Origin of the sequence: Streptococcus cuniculi (assembly GCF_001921845.1) — a bacterium.
Classification (GTDB): Bacteria; Bacillota; Bacilli; order Lactobacillales; family Streptococcaceae; genus Streptococcus; species Streptococcus cuniculi.
This window is the reverse complement of the sequence record NZ_MSJM01000004.1, coordinates 70,335-88,863: the sequence shown is the minus strand read 5'-3', so window position 1 is coordinate 88,863 and position 18,529 is coordinate 70,335. Positions and strand designations below refer to the sequence as shown.

11 protein-coding genes are annotated in these 18,529 nt (G+C 46.1%); 6 read left to right on the top strand and 5 right to left on the bottom strand.

Features of this window, described 5'->3' with window-relative positions:
• Window positions 1-289: 289 nt before the first annotated feature.
• The 4 genes from BU202_RS05240 (at window position 290) to BU202_RS05225 (ending at window position 9,438) form a co-directional block, all read left to right on the top strand.
• Window positions 290-7,087, top strand: a complete 6,798-nt coding sequence (locus BU202_RS05240) for a Rib/alpha-like domain-containing protein (protein WP_075104746.1) — start codon at window positions 290-292, stop codon at window positions 7,085-7,087.
• A gap of 326 nt (window positions 7,088-7,413) precedes the next feature.
• A complete protein-coding gene (locus BU202_RS05235; protein ID WP_244149022.1) occupies window positions 7,414-7,899 on the top strand; it encodes a GNAT family N-acetyltransferase in 486 nt (161 codons plus the stop codon).
• 9 nt (window positions 7,900-7,908) lie between these two features.
• On the top strand, window positions 7,909-8,376 hold the full coding sequence (locus tag BU202_RS05230; protein ID WP_075104744.1) for an 8-oxo-dGTP diphosphatase: 468 nt from the start codon (window positions 7,909-7,911) through the stop codon (window positions 8,374-8,376).
• Window positions 8,377-8,622: 246 nt separating this feature from the next.
• On the top strand, window positions 8,623-9,438 hold the full coding sequence (locus tag BU202_RS05225) for a transporter substrate-binding domain-containing protein (protein WP_167364743.1): 816 nt from the start codon (window positions 8,623-8,625) through the stop codon (window positions 9,436-9,438).
• Between the two features lie 309 nt (window positions 9,439-9,747).
• On the opposite strand, the gene glgB is transcribed toward BU202_RS05225, so the two are convergent.
• The 5 genes from glgB to BU202_RS05200 form a co-directional block, all read right to left on the bottom strand.
• On the bottom strand, window positions 9,748-11,592 hold the full coding sequence (gene glgB, locus BU202_RS05220; protein WP_075104743.1) for a 1,4-alpha-glucan branching protein GlgB: 1,845 nt from the start codon (window positions 11,590-11,592) through the stop codon (window positions 9,748-9,750).
• 96 nt (window positions 11,593-11,688) lie between these two features.
• Window positions 11,689-13,134, bottom strand: a complete 1,446-nt coding sequence (gene glgA, locus BU202_RS05215; RefSeq protein WP_075104742.1) for a glycogen synthase GlgA — start codon at window positions 13,132-13,134, stop codon at window positions 11,689-11,691.
• 8 nt (window positions 13,135-13,142) lie between these two features.
• The gene (gene glgD, locus BU202_RS05210; RefSeq protein ID WP_075104741.1) at window positions 13,143-14,258 is read right to left on the bottom strand and encodes a glucose-1-phosphate adenylyltransferase subunit GlgD; all 1,116 of its coding nucleotides are present in this window, start codon (window positions 14,256-14,258) and stop codon (window positions 13,143-13,145) included.
• Window positions 14,259-14,270: 12 nt separating this feature from the next.
• The gene (locus BU202_RS05205; RefSeq protein WP_075104740.1) at window positions 14,271-15,398 is read right to left on the bottom strand and encodes a glucose-1-phosphate adenylyltransferase; all 1,128 of its coding nucleotides are present in this window, start codon (window positions 15,396-15,398) and stop codon (window positions 14,271-14,273) included.
• 153 nt (window positions 15,399-15,551) lie between these two features.
• Window positions 15,552-16,463, bottom strand: coding sequence for a LysR family transcriptional regulator (locus tag BU202_RS05200; RefSeq protein ID WP_075104739.1), 912 nt, complete (start codon window positions 16,461-16,463; stop codon window positions 15,552-15,554).
• A 307-nt stretch (window positions 16,464-16,770) separates the two neighbouring features.
• Between BU202_RS05200 and BU202_RS05195 the strand changes: the two genes are divergently transcribed.
• Entirely contained in the window at window positions 16,771-17,544 is a 774-nt protein-coding gene (locus BU202_RS05195) for a dihydroorotate dehydrogenase electron transfer subunit (protein WP_075104738.1), read from the top strand.
• Between the two features lie 14 nt (window positions 17,545-17,558).
• Complete coding sequence (locus tag BU202_RS05190; protein WP_075104737.1) at window positions 17,559-18,500, top strand: dihydroorotate dehydrogenase; 942 nt, start codon at window positions 17,559-17,561, stop codon at window positions 18,498-18,500.
• Window positions 18,501-18,529 lie beyond the last annotated feature (29 nt).

The following is an 18,529-nucleotide window of genomic DNA, read 5'->3' as shown; positions in this document are numbered from 1 at the left end:
GGAATCTGGCAACAAGCAAAAAGTGCGTCAGACAACCGGGGGTGATTGGCTGACCAACACACAATAATTAGTGGTATTCTTATTGTATCGTGTTACTGCCTAAAAGTCAAGGTAGACGAGAGTTTCGGTACTCTTGCCTATCTATCTTTGAAATGGGGGTTTGTATCAGGCCTCTATTTTTTATCACGAAAAGAAAGGTGGAATGTAGTTGTTTGGAAAATAAGGACCTAGGAGATGGGTCCGAGGATGGTTTATCATTCGTTCAAAATCAAGAAAAAAGGAGAAAAGAATGTTTTTTAAACGACAGGAACGATTTTCAATAAGAAAGTTTAAAGTCGGGGTATTTTCAGTCTTTTTGGGTGCCCTGATTGTTGGTACGCCAACGGCTTTAGCTGAAGAACCTGAAACAGTAGCTTCAAGCGTTGCAGAGACGGTGGTCAGTGAACCAGCAGGAACAGATGGTCTTGCAGCTCCTGAAACCGCAATTTCAACTGTTACAGAGACCGCTGCAAGTGTAGAAGCGAGCGCTCCAGAAAATCTTGTGGCTCCTGAAACCGTAGCTTCAGCAGTTACAGAGACAGCTACTAGTGAACAGGCTAGCAGCCAAGAGAGCCCTGCAAGTTCAGAAACACCAGTGGCAGATGCGTCAGAAACAAAGCCAGAAGCGACATCAGCAGATGTGGCAGTTCAGCCCGCTGACAAAACAGCCCTACAAGCAGAAGTGGAGCGCCTAGCGCATGTCGCAGAAGAAGACCGCTATGTCTATGCGACGACCAAGGCAGACTATGATAAAGCCCTTGAAGCAGCTAAGGCCTTACTAAAAAATGACCGTGCCACTCAAGAGGAAGTGGATCAGGCTTTGAAAGCCTTGCAGGCAGCAGATAAGGCCTTAAACGGTGTGAAGCCAGTAGCACCAAGTGAAGTAAGAGCAGAAAAGCCAGCTGAAGCGAAAGCTGAAACAGCAAGTGAAGAACAGGTAGCGCCAGAAGCTACGGTTGCTGTAGCACAACCAGAAGAAAAACCAGCTGAAAAAGTAGCAACTGCACCAGTATTTGTGCCAGTAATGCCACAACAAGTTGTGGTAGCAGACATTACCATGCTGACAGACTATGACCGTGAGCGCATTGCGAGACGTGTCTTGAAAGCCAACCCTCAACTGACCGCAGATGTCGTCTTTGTCGGTCCTGATGGTACTGTGACCATTCGTTATCAAGGAGCGACTTACGAGATTGAAGCCAGCAAGACCGTGCGGGCGGCACAAAAATTCCCTGAAGGGACAGGGTTCCGACTTGTTGAGCGGCAGTCAGATGGCTCTTTTAAGGCTCTTAACAGTAGTGGGCTTATCCTAAGAAATGAGAAAATTGAAAATGTGGACAAGTCAGTCGTCTACACCCAACAGATTCTGACCGATGCTAGAACTGGTAAGAAAACGGTTGTGTGGGATATCCAGTATAACCTTGCAAATGAGCCATGGACTGCTAGACCCTTTATCTACTTTGCGATACCGTCAGGGGTAACGGTCAACTCGATTGAAAAATATGATGCTGGTGTTGAAGTGAATCATCAGTGGAAGCCAGAATGGAGTGTTGATTCGACTGGTTTTCATACTGGGATTTCTCGTTTTGTAGGTTCAAGAGCAAACGGGGGATTTGATAATTTATGGGATACTCGTGTAGCGCGTGGTGACGATACTGGATTTAAAGACTTTCTAAATACCAACCTAAGAAATCAGATGAATGAAGTGTATGCTTCTTGGGAAAATCCTGGAAGGGCTGCGTATCGTATGGTTGTGACTGGAGAAATTGCTCCCAATGTTAGGGGAGACCTACCATTCTTGGCAGGGATGACATTATCTGGTGAACGGAATCCATATAACCGGATTGCAGGAAGTACAAGAGCAATTAAGGTAGAGGACAAAGATAAGTACCAACCAACCGTAACTAAGGTTACCAAGCCAGAAACAAGCCCAGTGACCGCTGATGACGTGAAAAACGCAGTCGGCACACCAAGGGGCGCTCGTATTACCAACAAGCGTGTTACAGGCAACCTTCCAACCACAGTCGGCACTGGCACTGTTCCAGTCGAAGTGACCTATGGTGATGGCAGTAAGGAAACCGTCAACGTTCCAGTTGAGATTACTCGTGTCGCAGATAAAGACAAGTACCAACCAACCGTAACTAAGGTTACCAAACCAGAAACTACACCAATCACCGCGACCGATGTAACCAACGCCGTTGCAGCTCCAAATGGTGCAACGATTACCAACAAGCGTGTTACAGGTAACATTCCAACGGCAGTCGGTTCAGGAACAGTTCCAGTTGAAGTGACCTACGCAGACGGCAGTAAGGAAACGGTTAATGTACCAGTCGAAGTCACCCGTGTAGCGGATAAGGACAAGTATCAGCCAACCGTGACTAAGGTTACCAAACCAGAAACAAGCCCTGTGACAGCTGACGATGTGACCAACGCCGTTACAGCTCCAGATGGTGCTACTATCACTGATAAAGTGGTTAAAGGTGATATTCCAACAACTGTCGGTACTCACCCTGTTCCAGTTGAAGTGACCTACGCAGACGGCAGTAAGGAAACGGTTAATGTACCAGTCGAAGTCACTCGTGTAGCGGACAAGGACAAGTACAATCCAACCGCTCCAACCACTCCAATAGAGAAGAAAGAGGGCGAGTTGACCGAAGCTGACGTCACAGGTGCAGTAGAGAACAAGGGTGACGGAACTGTTACGTTGAAAGATGGTGCAGAACTTCCAACCACACCGGGTACGTATACTGTCCCAGTAGTGGTGACCTACCCAGACCATTCAACAGATGAGCTTGAGGTTCCTGTTACAATCATTCATGACGCAGACAAAGATACTGACGGCGATGGCGTGTCAGATGACCAAGAAATCGCAGACGGTACTGATCCAAATAACGTAGATAGCGATAATGATGGTGTAAATGACGGCGATGAAAAAGCAGATGGTACTGATCCATTGAATCCAGATTCAGATAACGATGGTGTGTCTGATGGTGATGAAAAAGCAGACGGTACCAACCCATTGAATGGCGATTCAGATAACGACGGTGTTTCTGATAGTGATGAAAAAGCTGACGGTACTGATCCAAATAGCGCAGATAGCGACAATGATGGTGTGTCTGACGGTGATGAAAAAACTGATGGCACAGACCCATTGAACCCAGATTCAGACAATGATGGCGTATCAGACAGCGATGAAAAAGCAGATGGTACTAACCCATTGAGCCCAGATTCAGACAATGATGGTGTATCAGACAGCGATGAAAAAGCAGATGGTACTAACCCATTGAATCCAGATTCAGATAATGACGGTGTATCAGATGGCGTTGAGAAAACCGATGGTACCAACCCATTGAGCCCAGATTCAGACAATGATGGCGTATCAGACAGCGATGAAAAAGCAGATGGTACTAACCCATTGAATCCAGATTCAGATAATGACGGTGTATCAGATGGCGTTGAGAAAACCGATGGTACCAACCCATTGAATGGCGATTCAGATAATGACGGTGTATCAGACAGCGATGAAAAAGCAGATGGTACCAACCCATTGAACCCAGATTCAGATAATGATGGTGTATCAGATGGCGTTGAGAAAACCGATGGTACCAACCCATTGAACCCAGATTCAGATAATGACGGTGTATCAGATGGCGTTGAGAAAACCGATGGTACTAACCCATTGAATCCAGATTCAGATAATGATGGTTTGTCAGATGGCAAGGAAAAAGAACTTGGTACCAATCCAAATAGCGCCGATACTGATGAAGATGGCGTGAACGATGGCGAAGAAGTGTCTAAGGGAACTGATCCAAAAGATCCAGCTTCTAAACCAGTTGAAACACCTAAGGATACAGACGGCGATGGCGTGTCAGATGACCAAGAAATCGCAGACGGTACTGATCCAAATAACGCAGACAGCGATAATGATGGTGTAAATGACGGCGATGAAAAAGCAGATGGAACCGACCCATTGAATCCAGATTCAGATAATGATGGTTTGTCAGATGGCAAGGAAAAAGAACTTGGTACCAATCCAAATAGCGCCGATACTGATGAAGATGGTGTGAACGATGGTGAGGAAGTATCTAAGGGTACCGATCCAAAAGATCCAGCTTCTAAACCAGTTGAAACACCTAAGGATACTGACGGCGATGGTGTGTCTGATGACCAAGAAATCGCAGACGGTACTGATCCAAATAACGCAGACAGCGATAATGATGGTGTAAATGACGGCGATGAAAAAGCAGATGGAACCGACCCATTGAACCCAGATTCAGACAATGATGGTTTGTCAGATGGCAAAGAAAAAGAACTTGGTACCAATCCAAATAGCGCCGATACTGATGAAGACGGCGTGAACGATGGTGAAGAAGTCAAGAAAGGCACAGATCCAACTGTTGCGACTAGCAAGCCAAACCACGAAATTGGAACTGGCATTGAAACCCCAGACAAGCCAGTCTTGAACCTTGATGAGGACGCAGACAATGATGGTCTCACAAATGGTGAAGAGCTTGAAAAAGGTACTGACCTCAACACCCCAGATACAGACGGCGACGGTGTAACTGATGGTGAGGAAGTATCTAAGGGTACTGATCCAACTGTTTCTACAAGCACTCCACACCACGAAATTGGAACTGGCATTGAAACGCCAGACAAACCAGTCTTGAACCTTGATGAGGACGCAGACGGTGACGGTCTCACAAACGGTGAAGAGCTTGAAAAAGGTACTGACCTCAATAACCCAGACACAGACGGCGACGGTGTAACTGACGGCGAAGAAGTATCTAAGGGAAGTGATCCAACTGTTGCGACTAGCAAGCCGAACCATGAAATTGGTACAGGCATTGAAACGCCAGACAAACCAGTCTTGAACCTCGATGAAGATTCAGATAATGACGGTCTCACAAATGGTGAGGAACTTGAAAAAGGTACCGACCTCAACAACCCAGACACAGACGGCGACGGTGTGAACGATGGAGAGGAAGTCAAGAAAGGCACAGACCCAACTGTTTCTACAAGCACTCCGCACCATGAAGTGGGTACAGGTACAGAAACCCCAGACAAACCAGTCTTGAACCTTGATGAGGATGCAGATGGTGACGGTCTCACAAATGGTGAGGAACTTGAAATAGGAATTGGCATTGGCAACCCAGATAAGCCAGTCTTGAACCTTGATGAGGATGCAGATGGTGACGGTCTCACAAATGGTGAGGAACTTGAAAAAGGTACCGACCTTAACAACCCAGATACAGACGGCGACGGTGTAACTGATGGTGAGGAAGTATCTAAGGGTACTGATCCAAAAGCAGCGACTAGCACTCCACATCATGAAGTAGGAATTGGTATTGGCAACCCAGACAAACCAGTCTTGAACCTCGATGAAGATTCAGATAATGACGGTCTCACAAATGGTGAAGAACTTGAAAAAGGTACAGACCTCAACAACCCAGACACCGACGGCGACGGTGTAACTGATGGTGAGGAAGTATCTAAGGGTACTGATCCAAAAGCAGCAACAAGCACTCCACATCATGAAGTAGGAATTGGCATTGGCAACCTAGATAAACCAGTCTTGAACCTCGATGAAGATTCAGACAACGATGGTGTAACCAACGGCGAAGAGCTTGAAAACGGTACTGACATCAATAACCCAGATTCAGATGGTGATGGTCTATCAGACGGTGATGAAAAAGAATTAAACACTGATCCGTTGAAACCAGACACAGATGGTGACGGCTTGTCAGATGGTGATGAAAAAGCAATCAACACTGATCCGTTGAAATCAGATACTGATGGCGATGGTGTAAGTGATGGTCAAGAAAAAGCTGATGGTACTGATCCAGGTCGTCATGATACCGATGGTGATGGTGTGTCAGACGGTGATGAGAAGAAAGCTGGTACTGATGCTACAGACCCATCAAGCAAACCGCACCACGAAGTAGGAATTGGTATCGAAACCCCAGATAAACCAGTCTTGAACCTCGATGAAGATTCAGACAACGATGGTGTAACCAACGGCGAAGAGCTTGAAAACGGTACTGACATCAATAACCCAGATTCAGATGGTGATGGTCTATCAGACGGTGACGAAAAAGAATTGAACACTGATCCATTGAAATCAGATACTGATGGCGATGGCTTGTCAGATGGCGATGAAAAAGCAATCAACACTGATCCGTTGAAATCAGATACTGATGGAGATGGTGTAAGTGATGGTCAAGAAAAAGCTGATGGTACTGATCCAGGTCGTCATGATACAGATGGAGATGGTGTGTCAGACGGTGATGAGAAGAAAGCTGGTACTGATGCTAAAGACCCATCAAGCAAACCGCATCACGAAGTAGGAATTGGTATCGAAACCCCAGACAAACCAGTCTTGAACCTCGATGAAGATTCAGACAATGATGGCCTCACAAACCGTGAAGAGCTTGAACTTGGTACTGACATCAATAATCCTGATACTGACAATGATGGTGTTACGGATGGTGAAGAAGTAGCTAAGAAGACTGATCCGAAAGACGCTTCAAGCAAACCATCTGCTACAAATGGTGACGATTCAGGTCAAAACAAGGGTGATGATCAGCATAGTGGCTCTAACGGTAGCGACCAGAACGGCGGCTCTAACGGTAGTGACCAGAAAGGTGGCTCTAACGGTAGCGACCAGAAAGGTGGCTCTAACGGTAGCGACCAGAAAGGTGGCTCTAAAGGTAGTGACCAGAAAGGTGGCTCTAACGGTAGTGACCAGAACGGCGGCTCTAAAGGCGGCGACCAGAACGGCGGCTCTAAAGGTGGCGACCAGAAAGGTGGCTCTAACGGTGGTGACCACAAAGGCGACCCTAAAGGCGGCGACCACAAAGGCGACCCTAAAGGTGGCAAGAATGCTGGTGGTCAGGCTGGTTCAATCCAAGTCCACGCTAATCCAGCTAGAATGCACAAGCAGTTACCAAGAACTGGTAGTGAGCAAGATAAGGCAATGCCATACGGTTTAGGAGTATTAGGCCTATTAGGACTAGCTGCTGCCTCACGCAAAACCAAAAAAGATGAGGAATAAGAAAAACGAATGAAGACGTAGGGAGTACGAGGAATGTCGATAGGGTCAGACAAGTCATTCCTCGACCTACCTATCCATTCAAACGGATGTGGCAATCCCAGCCCTTCCTTATGAATCATCTCAACAAGAAATCCTTACTGGCAATCGTCAGTAGGGATTTTTGTATGCTGAGAAAAAAGAGTTCAGCCAGCTTCAAATAGCAGAGCGCTTCAGTGTGTTTCAGTAACCAGCATCAAGATAGGGAAGAACTTGCATTTTCTAAGATTTTATAGTATCATAGTTCCAATCAAAATGGTATGATATAAGCTGTTCAAGGAGGTATTCTGATGCTGACCATTACCCCAATGCTAACGGATGACGAAAAAGAAGGAAAAGCCTATGTTCACTGGAAAGCCTGGACAGAATCCTATTCCCATTTACTGCCCGAACATTTCTGGAAAGACTATACCTTGGAACGCTGTCGCAAATGGGCTTTTGATTATCCAAAAGATGTCTTTGTCGCAAAAATAGAGGATAAAATTGTCGGCTTTGTTTGCTGTGCAGCCTCCCTTCAGGAAGATTTGGAAGATGCAGGAGAAATTTATGCCATCTATGTTTTGGAAGAATACTACGGCCAGCAAATCGGCTACCGCTTGATGGAGTTTGCCTTGGAGCAACTGAAAAATTTCCCGCAAGTAGCCCTCTGGGTGCTAGACGGCAATGAACGGGCCATCCGCTTCTACGAGCGGGTTGGATTTCGCTTTGATGGAGCCACCAAGATTGTCCGTCTCGGCAAGGAAATGATTGAAAAAAGAATGATTTATAGACCCTAAGGAGAAAGTATGTCCCGCAAGGAACTGGTCACCCTGACCAATATGTGTTTGATTGAAGATACTGAAGGCCGCGTCGTCGTCCAGCGCAGAGACCCCAAACGCTACCGCTGGTCAGGTCTTGCATTCCCAGGTGGACATGTCGAAGCGCATGAGAATTTTCATGATGCCGTTGTCCGAGAAGTTCAGGAAGAAACAGGCTTGACCATTGAACATCCCCAGCTTGTTGGGCTCAAACATTGGCCAGATAAGGAGGGGCACCGCTACATCGTCTTTCTATACAAGGCGACAACCTTTTCAGGTCAGCTCCAATCGAGCGATGAGGGCGAAGTGTTTTGGCTTCCAAAATCAGACCTGCCACAGATGGAGCTAGCCTACGACCTTCTTGAAGTGTTGAAAGTCATGGATGATCCGACCCTTTCGGAATTCTTTTATCGGAAAAAAGATGAAGAGGGCGAATGGGATAAGCATTTTCGATAAAAAGGCAGAAGACTTGGCAGAAATGCTGGGTCTTTTTGAGTGTTTTTGTATTTTTTTACAAAAAAATGAATAAAAATGCAATAAAACAGTTGACAAGTGCATAAAAATACCTTACAATAGGATTATCTTTTGAAAAGAGGAGAAAAAAGATGAAAATGATTGCGAAAGTCCGATGATGCTCTTGCAAGACGGACGTAATGATAGCAAACAGAAGTGAATACCAACAATAGAAAAAGAGGAAGAAATATGAAATTGAAAAAAATGATGACAGCAGTAGTAGCCCTTGCAGCAGGCTTGACCTTGGCGGCGTGTGGTACAGGTGGTAAGGATGCGGCAAAAGCGCCCTTGGACAAGATTAAAGAAAAAGGGACCTTGGTCGTTGCGACTAGTCCTGACTATGCACCTTTTGAATTCCAGACCTTGGTAGATGGCAAGAACAAGGTTGTCGGTGCAGACATTTTAATGGCAGAGAAAATTGCTGAAAAATTAGGTGTCAAGCTAGAAGTATCTTCGATGAGTTTTGACAATGTCTTAAACAGTGTCCAAAATGGCAAGGCGGATATTGCGATTGCAGGGCTTTCTGTATCAGAAGATCGGATGAAAGTCTTTGACTTCTCAGATGCTTACTACCATGTTCAAGACGTCTTGTTGGTCAAAAAAGATGGAGCAAGTAGCTATACTTCTACTGATAGCCTAGCTGGGAAAAAAGTAGCAGTTCAAAAAGGAACCACTCAAGAAGTCTATGCCAAAGAGAATTTGAAAGATGCGAGCATTATCTCTTTGACCCAAATGGGCGAAGCCATCAATGAGTTGAAATCTGGTCAGGTCGATGCGGTCTTGCTCGATTCGCCAGTAGCCTTGGGCTATACTTCTCAAAATAAAGACCTTGCAGTAGCAGATATCAAGTTCCCAGAGACAGATGCCAATACAAAAGCGATTGTCATGCCAAAAGACAGCGGTAGCTTGAAAGAAGAAATCGATAAAATCGTCAACGAATTGGTTGAATCAGGTGAATACGAAAACTACTTGAAAGAAGTAGCAAAATATACAGCCGTTGAATAGAATGAAACCCCAATCCACGTTTCGTGGATTGGGGTTTTAGATTAAAGAAAAAGTTCTTTTATGCTACTTTTCTTAGGTGGTGCGGACGGTAGCGACTTCCTGCGGAATTCCATACCTAAATTTTGAGCCCAAGGTCTCAAAATTTCCGAGTAGCGTCATGACGCTACTTTTACCACAGCGAAAAGTATCTGATGAGGCTCGCTTCGCTCGCGAAAATCGAAAAATCGAATGGTAAGTTAGCAGGGCATTTGAACTTGTTTTAATAGAGCTTGGGTTTATCTGTTAAATCTTCCACCTCAATGGCTTATTTCAATCCTTTTTGACGTGTTCAGGATTGGTTCGTTCGAGGTAATAGGTCGTGAGGCGCGGTATGGTAATGCGGGCGCCGTTTTCGTCTGCTGTAATTGTAAAATCTTCTGTTGGAATGGCATTGGAAGAAAAGACCAGTTTGTATTCAGCACCTTCTGGTACATCAAGCGGTAGGTCATAGACTTCTTGGTCGTTGAAATTATTGACCACGAGAATTTCTTCCTCATCACTATAACGGCAGAAGGCGTAGCAATTGGCTTCTTCTGAAATTTTGGCCCATTTAAAGCCTTTTTCGTGGGCTTGATAGTCGTATTTCCAGAAGGCATCGTGCGTACGGTAGAAGTTGGTGAGCGACTTCATCATCTGGGCAAAGGATTGGTGGATGGGGAAATCCAGCAGATTCCAGTCCATTTGCGTGTACTCGTGCCATTCTCTGATATGCCCCCATTCATTTCCCATGAAGAGGAGTTTTTTGCCGGGATGGGCAAAGAAATAGCTGTAATAGGCACGCGCTAAGTGGAATTTGTCCTCATAATCGCCATTCATCTTATTGACAATGGAGAGCTTGCCGTGGACGACTTCGTCATGTGAGAGCGGGAGAATAAACTGCTCGCTCGGATTGTAGTACATACCAAAGGTGATTTCATTGGAATGGTGCTTGCGGTAGATGGACGGGCGTTCCATGTGTTTGAGGGTGTCGTTCATCCAGCCCAAGTCCCACTTCATGTCAAATCCAAGTCCGCCATCTTCTAGCGCATGGGTCACCTTAGGATAGCTAGACGAATCTTCAGCAATCATCACCACACCCTTAAATTCAGTATGGATTAGCGCATTGACCCGCTTGATAAAGTCGATCGCTGTATGGTTGAGCTTGTCTTCTTCGGTCTCTCCCCGCCAATAAAGGAGGTAGGACAGCGCATCAACACGAATACCGTCAAAATGAAATTCCTGCAACCAATACTTGATATTGGAGAGGAGGAAGGAGCGGGTCACACCTTTTCCGAGGTCGAAATTGGCTGTCCCCCACTGTTGATTTTCTCGGTCGCCCTCAATCTCGTATTCATAGAGCCAGCTGCCATCAAATTGATAGAGTCCGTGGGCGTCCTTACAGAAGTGGAGTGGTACCCAGTCCAGAATGACCCCGATTCCTGCTTGGTGACATTGGTCGATGAGGTATTTCAATTCATCAGGCTTGCCATAGCGACTGGTCGGGCTATAGTAGCCGGTCACTTGGTAGCCCCAAGAAGCATCGAGCGGGTGCTCGGTAATCGGCAGGAGTTCGATATGGGTAAACTGGTGTTCCTTGACATAGTCGATGAGGAGCGGTGCGATTTCCTTATAGGAATAAAAGCTATCAGCCGTATCTTCTCCAGTTCCTTTTTGCAGCCATGAGCCCAAGTGGACTTCGTAGACAGAAAATGGCGCTTCCTTGAAATCGTAATGGACCCGATTGTACATCCAACCCTCATCTTTGAACTTGTAGCGGGCATTGTAGGTGGTTGAGGCGGTATTAGGACGAATCTGGCTAAAGAAGGCATAGGGATCCGCCTTATACAGTTCTCGACCGTCATGGGTCACGATGAGGTACTTGTAGTCCTCAAGTGATTTCAGTCCCTCAACATAGAGCTGAAAGACCCCGTCTTGTTCAAGCTGCATGGGGTGGTTTTTTTGCCAGCCATTAAAATTGCCCACCAGAAAAACAGTCTGGGCATTGGGGGCAAAGACACGAAACTCGGTACCAAGGATTTTATTGCGCTCCTTGATGATGTGGGCTCCCATTTTTTCATAAAGACTGGTATGTTCACCAGTATGTAAATAATATAAATCAAGATCTGTGAAGGTCATACATCCTCCTTCTCTAAAAGGCGGGAAGCACTTGGTGCTTTCCCGCTTTTGGTATTGGTTTGTCAATCTGTCTCTTTCAACATCAACTGACCAGTATTAGTAGGTGATTTCGTTGTAGAGATCAATATAGCGCTTCGCCGAAGCTGTCCAGCTGACATCTGCTGTCATGGCTTGGCGAATCAATTGCTGCCAATCTTCTGGGCGGTTATAGTAGGTATCAAGGGCCAAATCATAGACTTGTTTCATATTGTAGGCATCCTTGCCCCAGAAGCTAAAGCCGCATCCTTCCTTGGTGACGATGTTGTAAGGAGGCACAGTGTCGCGCAGTCCCCCTGTTTCCCGCACAAGCGGAAGAGTACCGTAGTGCATGGAAATCAGCTGACTGATGCCACATGGCTCAAACATGGACGGCATGAGAAAGAGATCACTAGCCGCATAAATCTGATGTGCCAAGGGCTCATTGTAACCTTGGTAGAAAGCAAATTTATCTGGGTGGGCATGCTTGAAGTAGTGGAAGGCATTTTCGATGTCTGTTTCCCCATTTCCTAGAATGACAAATTGGACATGGGCCTGCAAGAGCTGGTTGAGGACCTCGGTCAAGAGATAGAAGCCTTTTTGCCAGGTCAAGCGCGACACGATTCCAACGAGCATCACATGTTCATCCTGTGCCAGACCAAACTGGGCTTGGAGAGCCAGTTTATTGGCTTTCTTTTGCTGGATGGTCTCAAGAGAGTAGGGCTGTACTAGATGGTCATCTGTCTGGCTATTCCACGTGTCGTAATCGATACCGTTGACAATACCGAACAGGTCATGACGGCGCAATTCTAAGACATGTTCCATGTGTTCGCCAAATTCTTCGGTCAGAATTTCCTGTGCATAGGTTTCAGAGACCGTTGTCACCTTGTCAGCGTAGAGGATGCCCAGTTTCATAAAGCTGATACAGTCATCATGGAAGCGTGCAATTCCGTCTACATAGTAGCTATAGTCCATTCCCAAGGCAGACCAGAGGGCTTGCTTGTTGAAAATCCCTTGGAAAGCGAGATTGTGAATGGTAAAGACATGCTTGATGGTGCGAAATTCCTCGCGGTAGCTATAAAAGGTTCGGCATAGGAAAGGAATCGCAGCTGTATGCCAGTCATGGGTATGAATGACATCAGGGAAGTAGTGCAGGGCTTCTAACAAACGGCAGGTTGCATGCTGGAAGAAGCCAAATCGCATGGCATCGTCATCGTAGCCGTACAAGTCCTTGCGTTCAAAGTAGTCGCGGTGTTCGATGAAGTAGAAGGTCACTCCGTCTACGACCTGTTGGTAGACATTGGCCATGGACTGAATATCCCCTGCTCGCACATCAAAGCTGGACACATAGTCAAAATCAGCATGATTGTTGACAGCGATTTTTAAGTAGAGGGGAAGCACCACCCGCACATCCATTCCCTGCTTCACTAGTTCTTTGGGCAGGGAGCCGATAACATCTGCCAAGCCTCCAGTTTTAATAAAGGGAAGCCCTTCTGAGGCGACAAAGAGAACAGATTTTTTGGACATAGTTCCTCCTAAATAACTTGATAGGCTTTCAAATAGGCAGGTGCAGCAGCACTTCCTTTAATGTCAACCGGGTGCGCAATCGTAGTTGCTTTATCGATAATGGCATTTTCAATGTTGGCTCCGCTCTTAATGGTCACGCCGTTTAAGATGATGGAATTTTTAATGACCACACCTTCTTCGATGACCACATCCCGGTCAATGACCGAATTTTCCACCTGACCATTGATGGTGCCGCCGTTTGAGATGAGGCTGCGTTTGACTTCAGCAAGCGGTCCGTAAAGACATGGCGAGCTGTCGCTGGTCTGCGTATGAATCGGCCAGTTGCTCTTGAAGAGAAGTTTGCGGGTATCTGGGTCAATCAAGTCAAGCTGGGTTTGGAAATAGGCTTCAACCGTATTGATGCAGGCAACAAAATCGCGGTGGGCATAGCCGACAATGCGGTATTGGTCGACCACATCACGCAAGATATCTTTGAGCCAGTAGAGGGCAGAAACCTTGTTGGCCCGCTTAATCAACTCAAGGAAGACAGTCCGTTTCATGAAGTAGGCTTCAAGAGAGACAGGGCGATTCTTGTATTTACCGTGGTTTTCTTCAAACTCCACAATGCGTTTGTCATCGCCAAATTTGAGTGTCTGGCAGCCGATAAAGTTTTCTTTAGCATTGGTGACATTTTTGTACAAGACGGTGATGTCTGCCTTGGTTTCCAAATGTTCATCCAATACTTTGGAATAATCTTGGCTATAGATGAAGTAGGACGGTGCAATCAAGACATATTCTTTGTGTGAATTTTCAATATAGTGAATATTGTCTGAAAAGGCCTTGATGTCGTGCTGGTAAATGGAGTTTGGGTCTGTGACGCTGTTTAACAGGCGTAATTTGCCACGTTTGCTGTTGATATTGTAGTGTTTACCTGTTCCGACGTGCTGGATGGTAGAGCGCATTTTAGCAGGCATATAGACTTGGAAATCACTGATACCAGAATTGGACATGTTGGAAAGGACAAAGTCAATCAAGCGGTAGCGTCCTAAAAATCCGAAGGCTTGAATCCCACGATGATCCATGACATCTCCAAAGTGAACATTATTTCCTTCAATATTTACAATTCCTAATGTATTTCTTAGCATGGTAATCCTTTCTTACTTGCTTACGTTTTTATCGATTAAGAGGATGGCATCAGCAGTTCCTGCTAATTTTGTTCCTTCTGCAATCTTCACGTTTTCTGCAACAATTACATAATCCAACTGCACATTATCGCCAATGACAGCTCCTGGAAGCAGGACAGAATTTTTCACGGAAGCACCGCGGTTGACCACGACATCTGTCGAGACAACAGAATGTTCAACGCTGCCCTCGATAATCGCACCTTTGTCGATATAGGCACTACGGACGGTCGCATGGCTACCGATGACTTGGGCAGGAGAGCCAGAGTCTTCAGAGTAAATGCGCCAAGATGAATCAGACAGGTCTAGATCATCTGCATGGTCAATCAAGTCCATGTTGGATTCCCAAAGGCTATTGACTGTTCCCACGTCCTTCCAGTAGCCTCTAAATGGGTGAGCGTAGAGACGTTTGCCATCTGCGAGGTATTTCGGAATGATGTCATGTCCAAAGTCATGGGATGAGGTATCTAACTTATCGTCTTCAAGGAGATATTTCCGTAAGGTTTTCCAAGTGAAGATGTAAATCCCCATCGAAGCCAGGTTGCTCTTTGGTTTTGCTGGTTTTTCTTCAAATTCTTCGATGCGGTAGTCGCTATCCGTGTTCATGATACCAAAGCGGGATGCTTCTTTCATCGGTACTTCGATAACGGCAATCGTTGCATCGGCCTCATTTTGAATATGGGTGTCCAGCAACTTATCGTAGTTCATCTTGTAGATGTGGTCACCCGATAAGATGAGGACATATTCTGGGTCATGGAGGTCGACAAAGTCGATATTTTGGGTGATAGCGTCAGCCGTTCCTTTATAGAGACCGAATCCTTCAATTTTTTCACTTGGAGGAAGCACAAAGACACCTGAACCTTGCACATCCAAGCCCCAACGCTGTGACTGGGCAACGTAAGAATTGAGTAGGACAGGCTCGTACTGGGTCAAAACACCAACAATGTCAATCCCTGAGTTTGCACAGTTACTAAGTGGAAAGTCGATAATGCGGTATTTTCCACCGAATGCAACAGCAGGTTTTGCAACCTTTTTGGTCAACCCTTCCAAGCGTGTTCCACGTCCGCCAGCAAGAATCATTGCTAATAATTTATTTTGTGCCAAAATAGATCACTCCTTATATATATGATAGAACTATTATAGCATAAATAAAAACATAATGGAAGCGTTTTCCGAAAGAAAAATTGATTGACTTTCACTTTTTCTTGCACTACGCTTTCACTATGTTTAAAAAGGTTTTTTGCAACTGGTTTCTGCCTAGCTAGCATCAAATTTGACTTCATCTAGCAGGTAGTTGATAAATTTTTCCCCCATTTCAGAGAGAATGGTTTTTTCGTGCTGGATATAGACCAACTCAATCTCATCATCGTAGTCCAGCGGAATTGACACGATATTGTCTCCGTTTAAGTTGGAATTCAAAATCCCTGTGGCAATGGTGTAGCCATTTAGTCCGATCAGGAGATTAAAGAGGGTGGCGCGGTCGGACACGACGATTGATTTTTTGTGGTGTTCCTGTGAGAGAATCTCCTCTGAAAAATAGAAGGAGTTGTGAATCCCTTGTTCATAGCTTAGATAGGGAAAATCAGCCAAGTCATCTAATGTAATCAATGACTTTTGAGCTAGAGGGTTGGTCTTACTGACAAAGACATGGGGTCTTGCCGTAAAGAGGTGGGTGTGGCTCAAGCGGTGGTCATCGAGCATCTTGAGCAGGACATCGCGGTTAAAATTGTTGAGAAAGAGGACGCCGATTTCAGAGCGGAAGTTCTTGACGTCATCGATGATTTCCCAAGTCCGTGTTTCCCGCAGGAAGAGCTCGTAATCTTCCATGTCAGTCTCCTTTAGGAGAGACACAAAGGCGTTGACGACAAAGGCGTAGTGCTGGGAAGACACGCTAAAGAGCTGGCGCTTGGCACCGGGATTTTTATAGCGTTCTTCCAGAAGTTCCGTTTGCTCAACGACCTGACGGGCATAGGAGAGAAATTCCATCCCGTCTCTGGTGAGCGTAATGCCCTTGGGATTGCGGTAGAAAATCTCAATGCCCATCTCTTTTTCCAAATCACGGACGGCATTTGATAAGCTAGGCTGGGTGATGAACAACTGCTTGGCAGCTTCATTCATACTGCCTGTTTCAGCAATTTTAATAATGTAGTGTAATTGTTGGATTCTCATATTTCTATTGTATCATGATTTGACAAAAAAAGGCGAAAAATGTATAATGCAGAATAACAAAACCTTTAATTGAGTCCAGAGAGGCAAAAAAGGCGAAATCAGATATTAAGCACCTATATTTATAAGCGAAGTCATTTTAATCGGGAGCTTATAAATACAGGTTCTAAGAGGCTAGGCGATTTTAGGCTATCTGGCACCCTGCTGTCATCAGCTATGACAGGCGTGTCGGACAAGGAGGGATTGCTGGAGCGCTCGTTCTTTTCGTGTAACCTTGCCTGTGGCAGGGTTATTTTTTGTAGGAGGAAGCATGATTTTAAAAGAAATGATGACCGTTGTGCGCCAAGACTGTTTAGCTCCCAACATCTTTTCACTCGTCCTCAAAGGAGAGATGGTGGCGGAGATGAAGCCGGGTCAATTCGTCCATCTGAAAGTGCCAGACAAGTCCATGGTCTTGCGCAGGCCGATTTCGATTTCTGAAATAGATGTCAAAAAGCGTGAGGCTCGCTTGATTTACCGTGTGGAAGGTCAGGGAACTGCTGTCTTTTCTAAGCTCCAAGCAGGAGACGAAATCGATGTCATGGGTCCCCTCGGCAATGGCTTTCCGCTCGCACATGTAGAGGCCAATCAGACCATTCTCATCATCGGTGGCGGCATCGGCGTTCCTCCCTTGGTGGAGCTTGCAAAACAAGCCCATCAGCGCGGTGCGAGGGTCGTGTCTGTGATTGGTTTTGCCGACCGTCAGGCAGTCATCTTAGAAGACGAATTAAAACGCTACGGAGAAGTCTTTGTCACAACGGATAACGGTACCTATGGACAAAAAGGCTACGTGTCAACGGTGGTGGATCAACTGTCCCAGTCTTTTGATGCGATTTATGCCTGCGGGGCGCCTGCCATGATGACCTATGTGGATGAGCGGTTTGAACATCACCCGCATGCCTACCTATCGCTAGAAGCCCGTATGGCCTGTGGCATGGGTGCCTGCTATGCCTGTGTTGTCCGTCCCAAAGGCGGTAAAGAGCATGAAAATCAGCGTGTCTGCAAGGAAGGCCCCGTCTTTGCGACAGGTAGCCTTGTACTATGAGAAAGGAGTATGAGATGACAGCAGATCGCCTAAGGGTCTCCTTGCCGGGACTTGACTTGAAAAATCCCATTATTCCAGCTTCAGGTTGCTTTGGCTTTGGGCAGGAATACGCCGATTATTTTGACTTGAATCGTCTGGGGTCGATTATGATTAAGGCGACGACCCAGCATCCACGATTTGGCAATCCAACGCCTCGTGTGGCAGAAACACCGTCTGGTATGCTCAATGCCATCGGCTTGCAGAACCCTGGTGTGGATGCGGTGCTGGCAGAGAAATTGCCGTGGTTGGAACAGCATTTCCCAGATTTGCCCATCATTGCCAATGTCGCTGGCTTTTCCAATGAAGAATACGCCTACGTGGCAGGGAAAATTTCCCAAGCTAAAAATGTCCATGCGATTGAACTCAATATTTCCTGTCCCAATGTCGACCATGGCAATCACGGTCTCTTGATTGGTCAGGTGCCCGAATTGGCCTATGAGGCGGTCCGAGCAGCAGTCGAGACATCAAGTGTCCCAGTCTATGTCAAATTGACACCGAGCGTGGCAGACATTACTCTTCTTGCCAAGGCGGCAGAAGATGCAGGAGCGAGTGGCTTGACCATGATCAATACCTTGGTCGGCATGCGCTTCAATCTGAAAAATCGCCAACCGATTATCGCAAATGGCACAGGTGGCATGTCAGGTCCTGCGGTCTTTCCAGTTGCGCTCAAATTGATTCGTCAAGTGGCGCAGGCAACCGACTTGCCCATCATCGGTATGGGTGGGATTGACTCGGCAGAAAAGGCCCTCGAGATGATGATTGCAGGCGCGTCAGCCATCGGTGTTGGTACAGCCAATTTCACCGATCCATTTGCCTGTCCGACCATTATTGATGATTTGCCAAAGGTGATGGATAAATACGGCATTGCGACTTTGGAAGACCTGCGGAGGGATATTCGACAGGAATTGCGTTCTTAGCAGGGTAGCAGTTGACAATCGTCAGATAA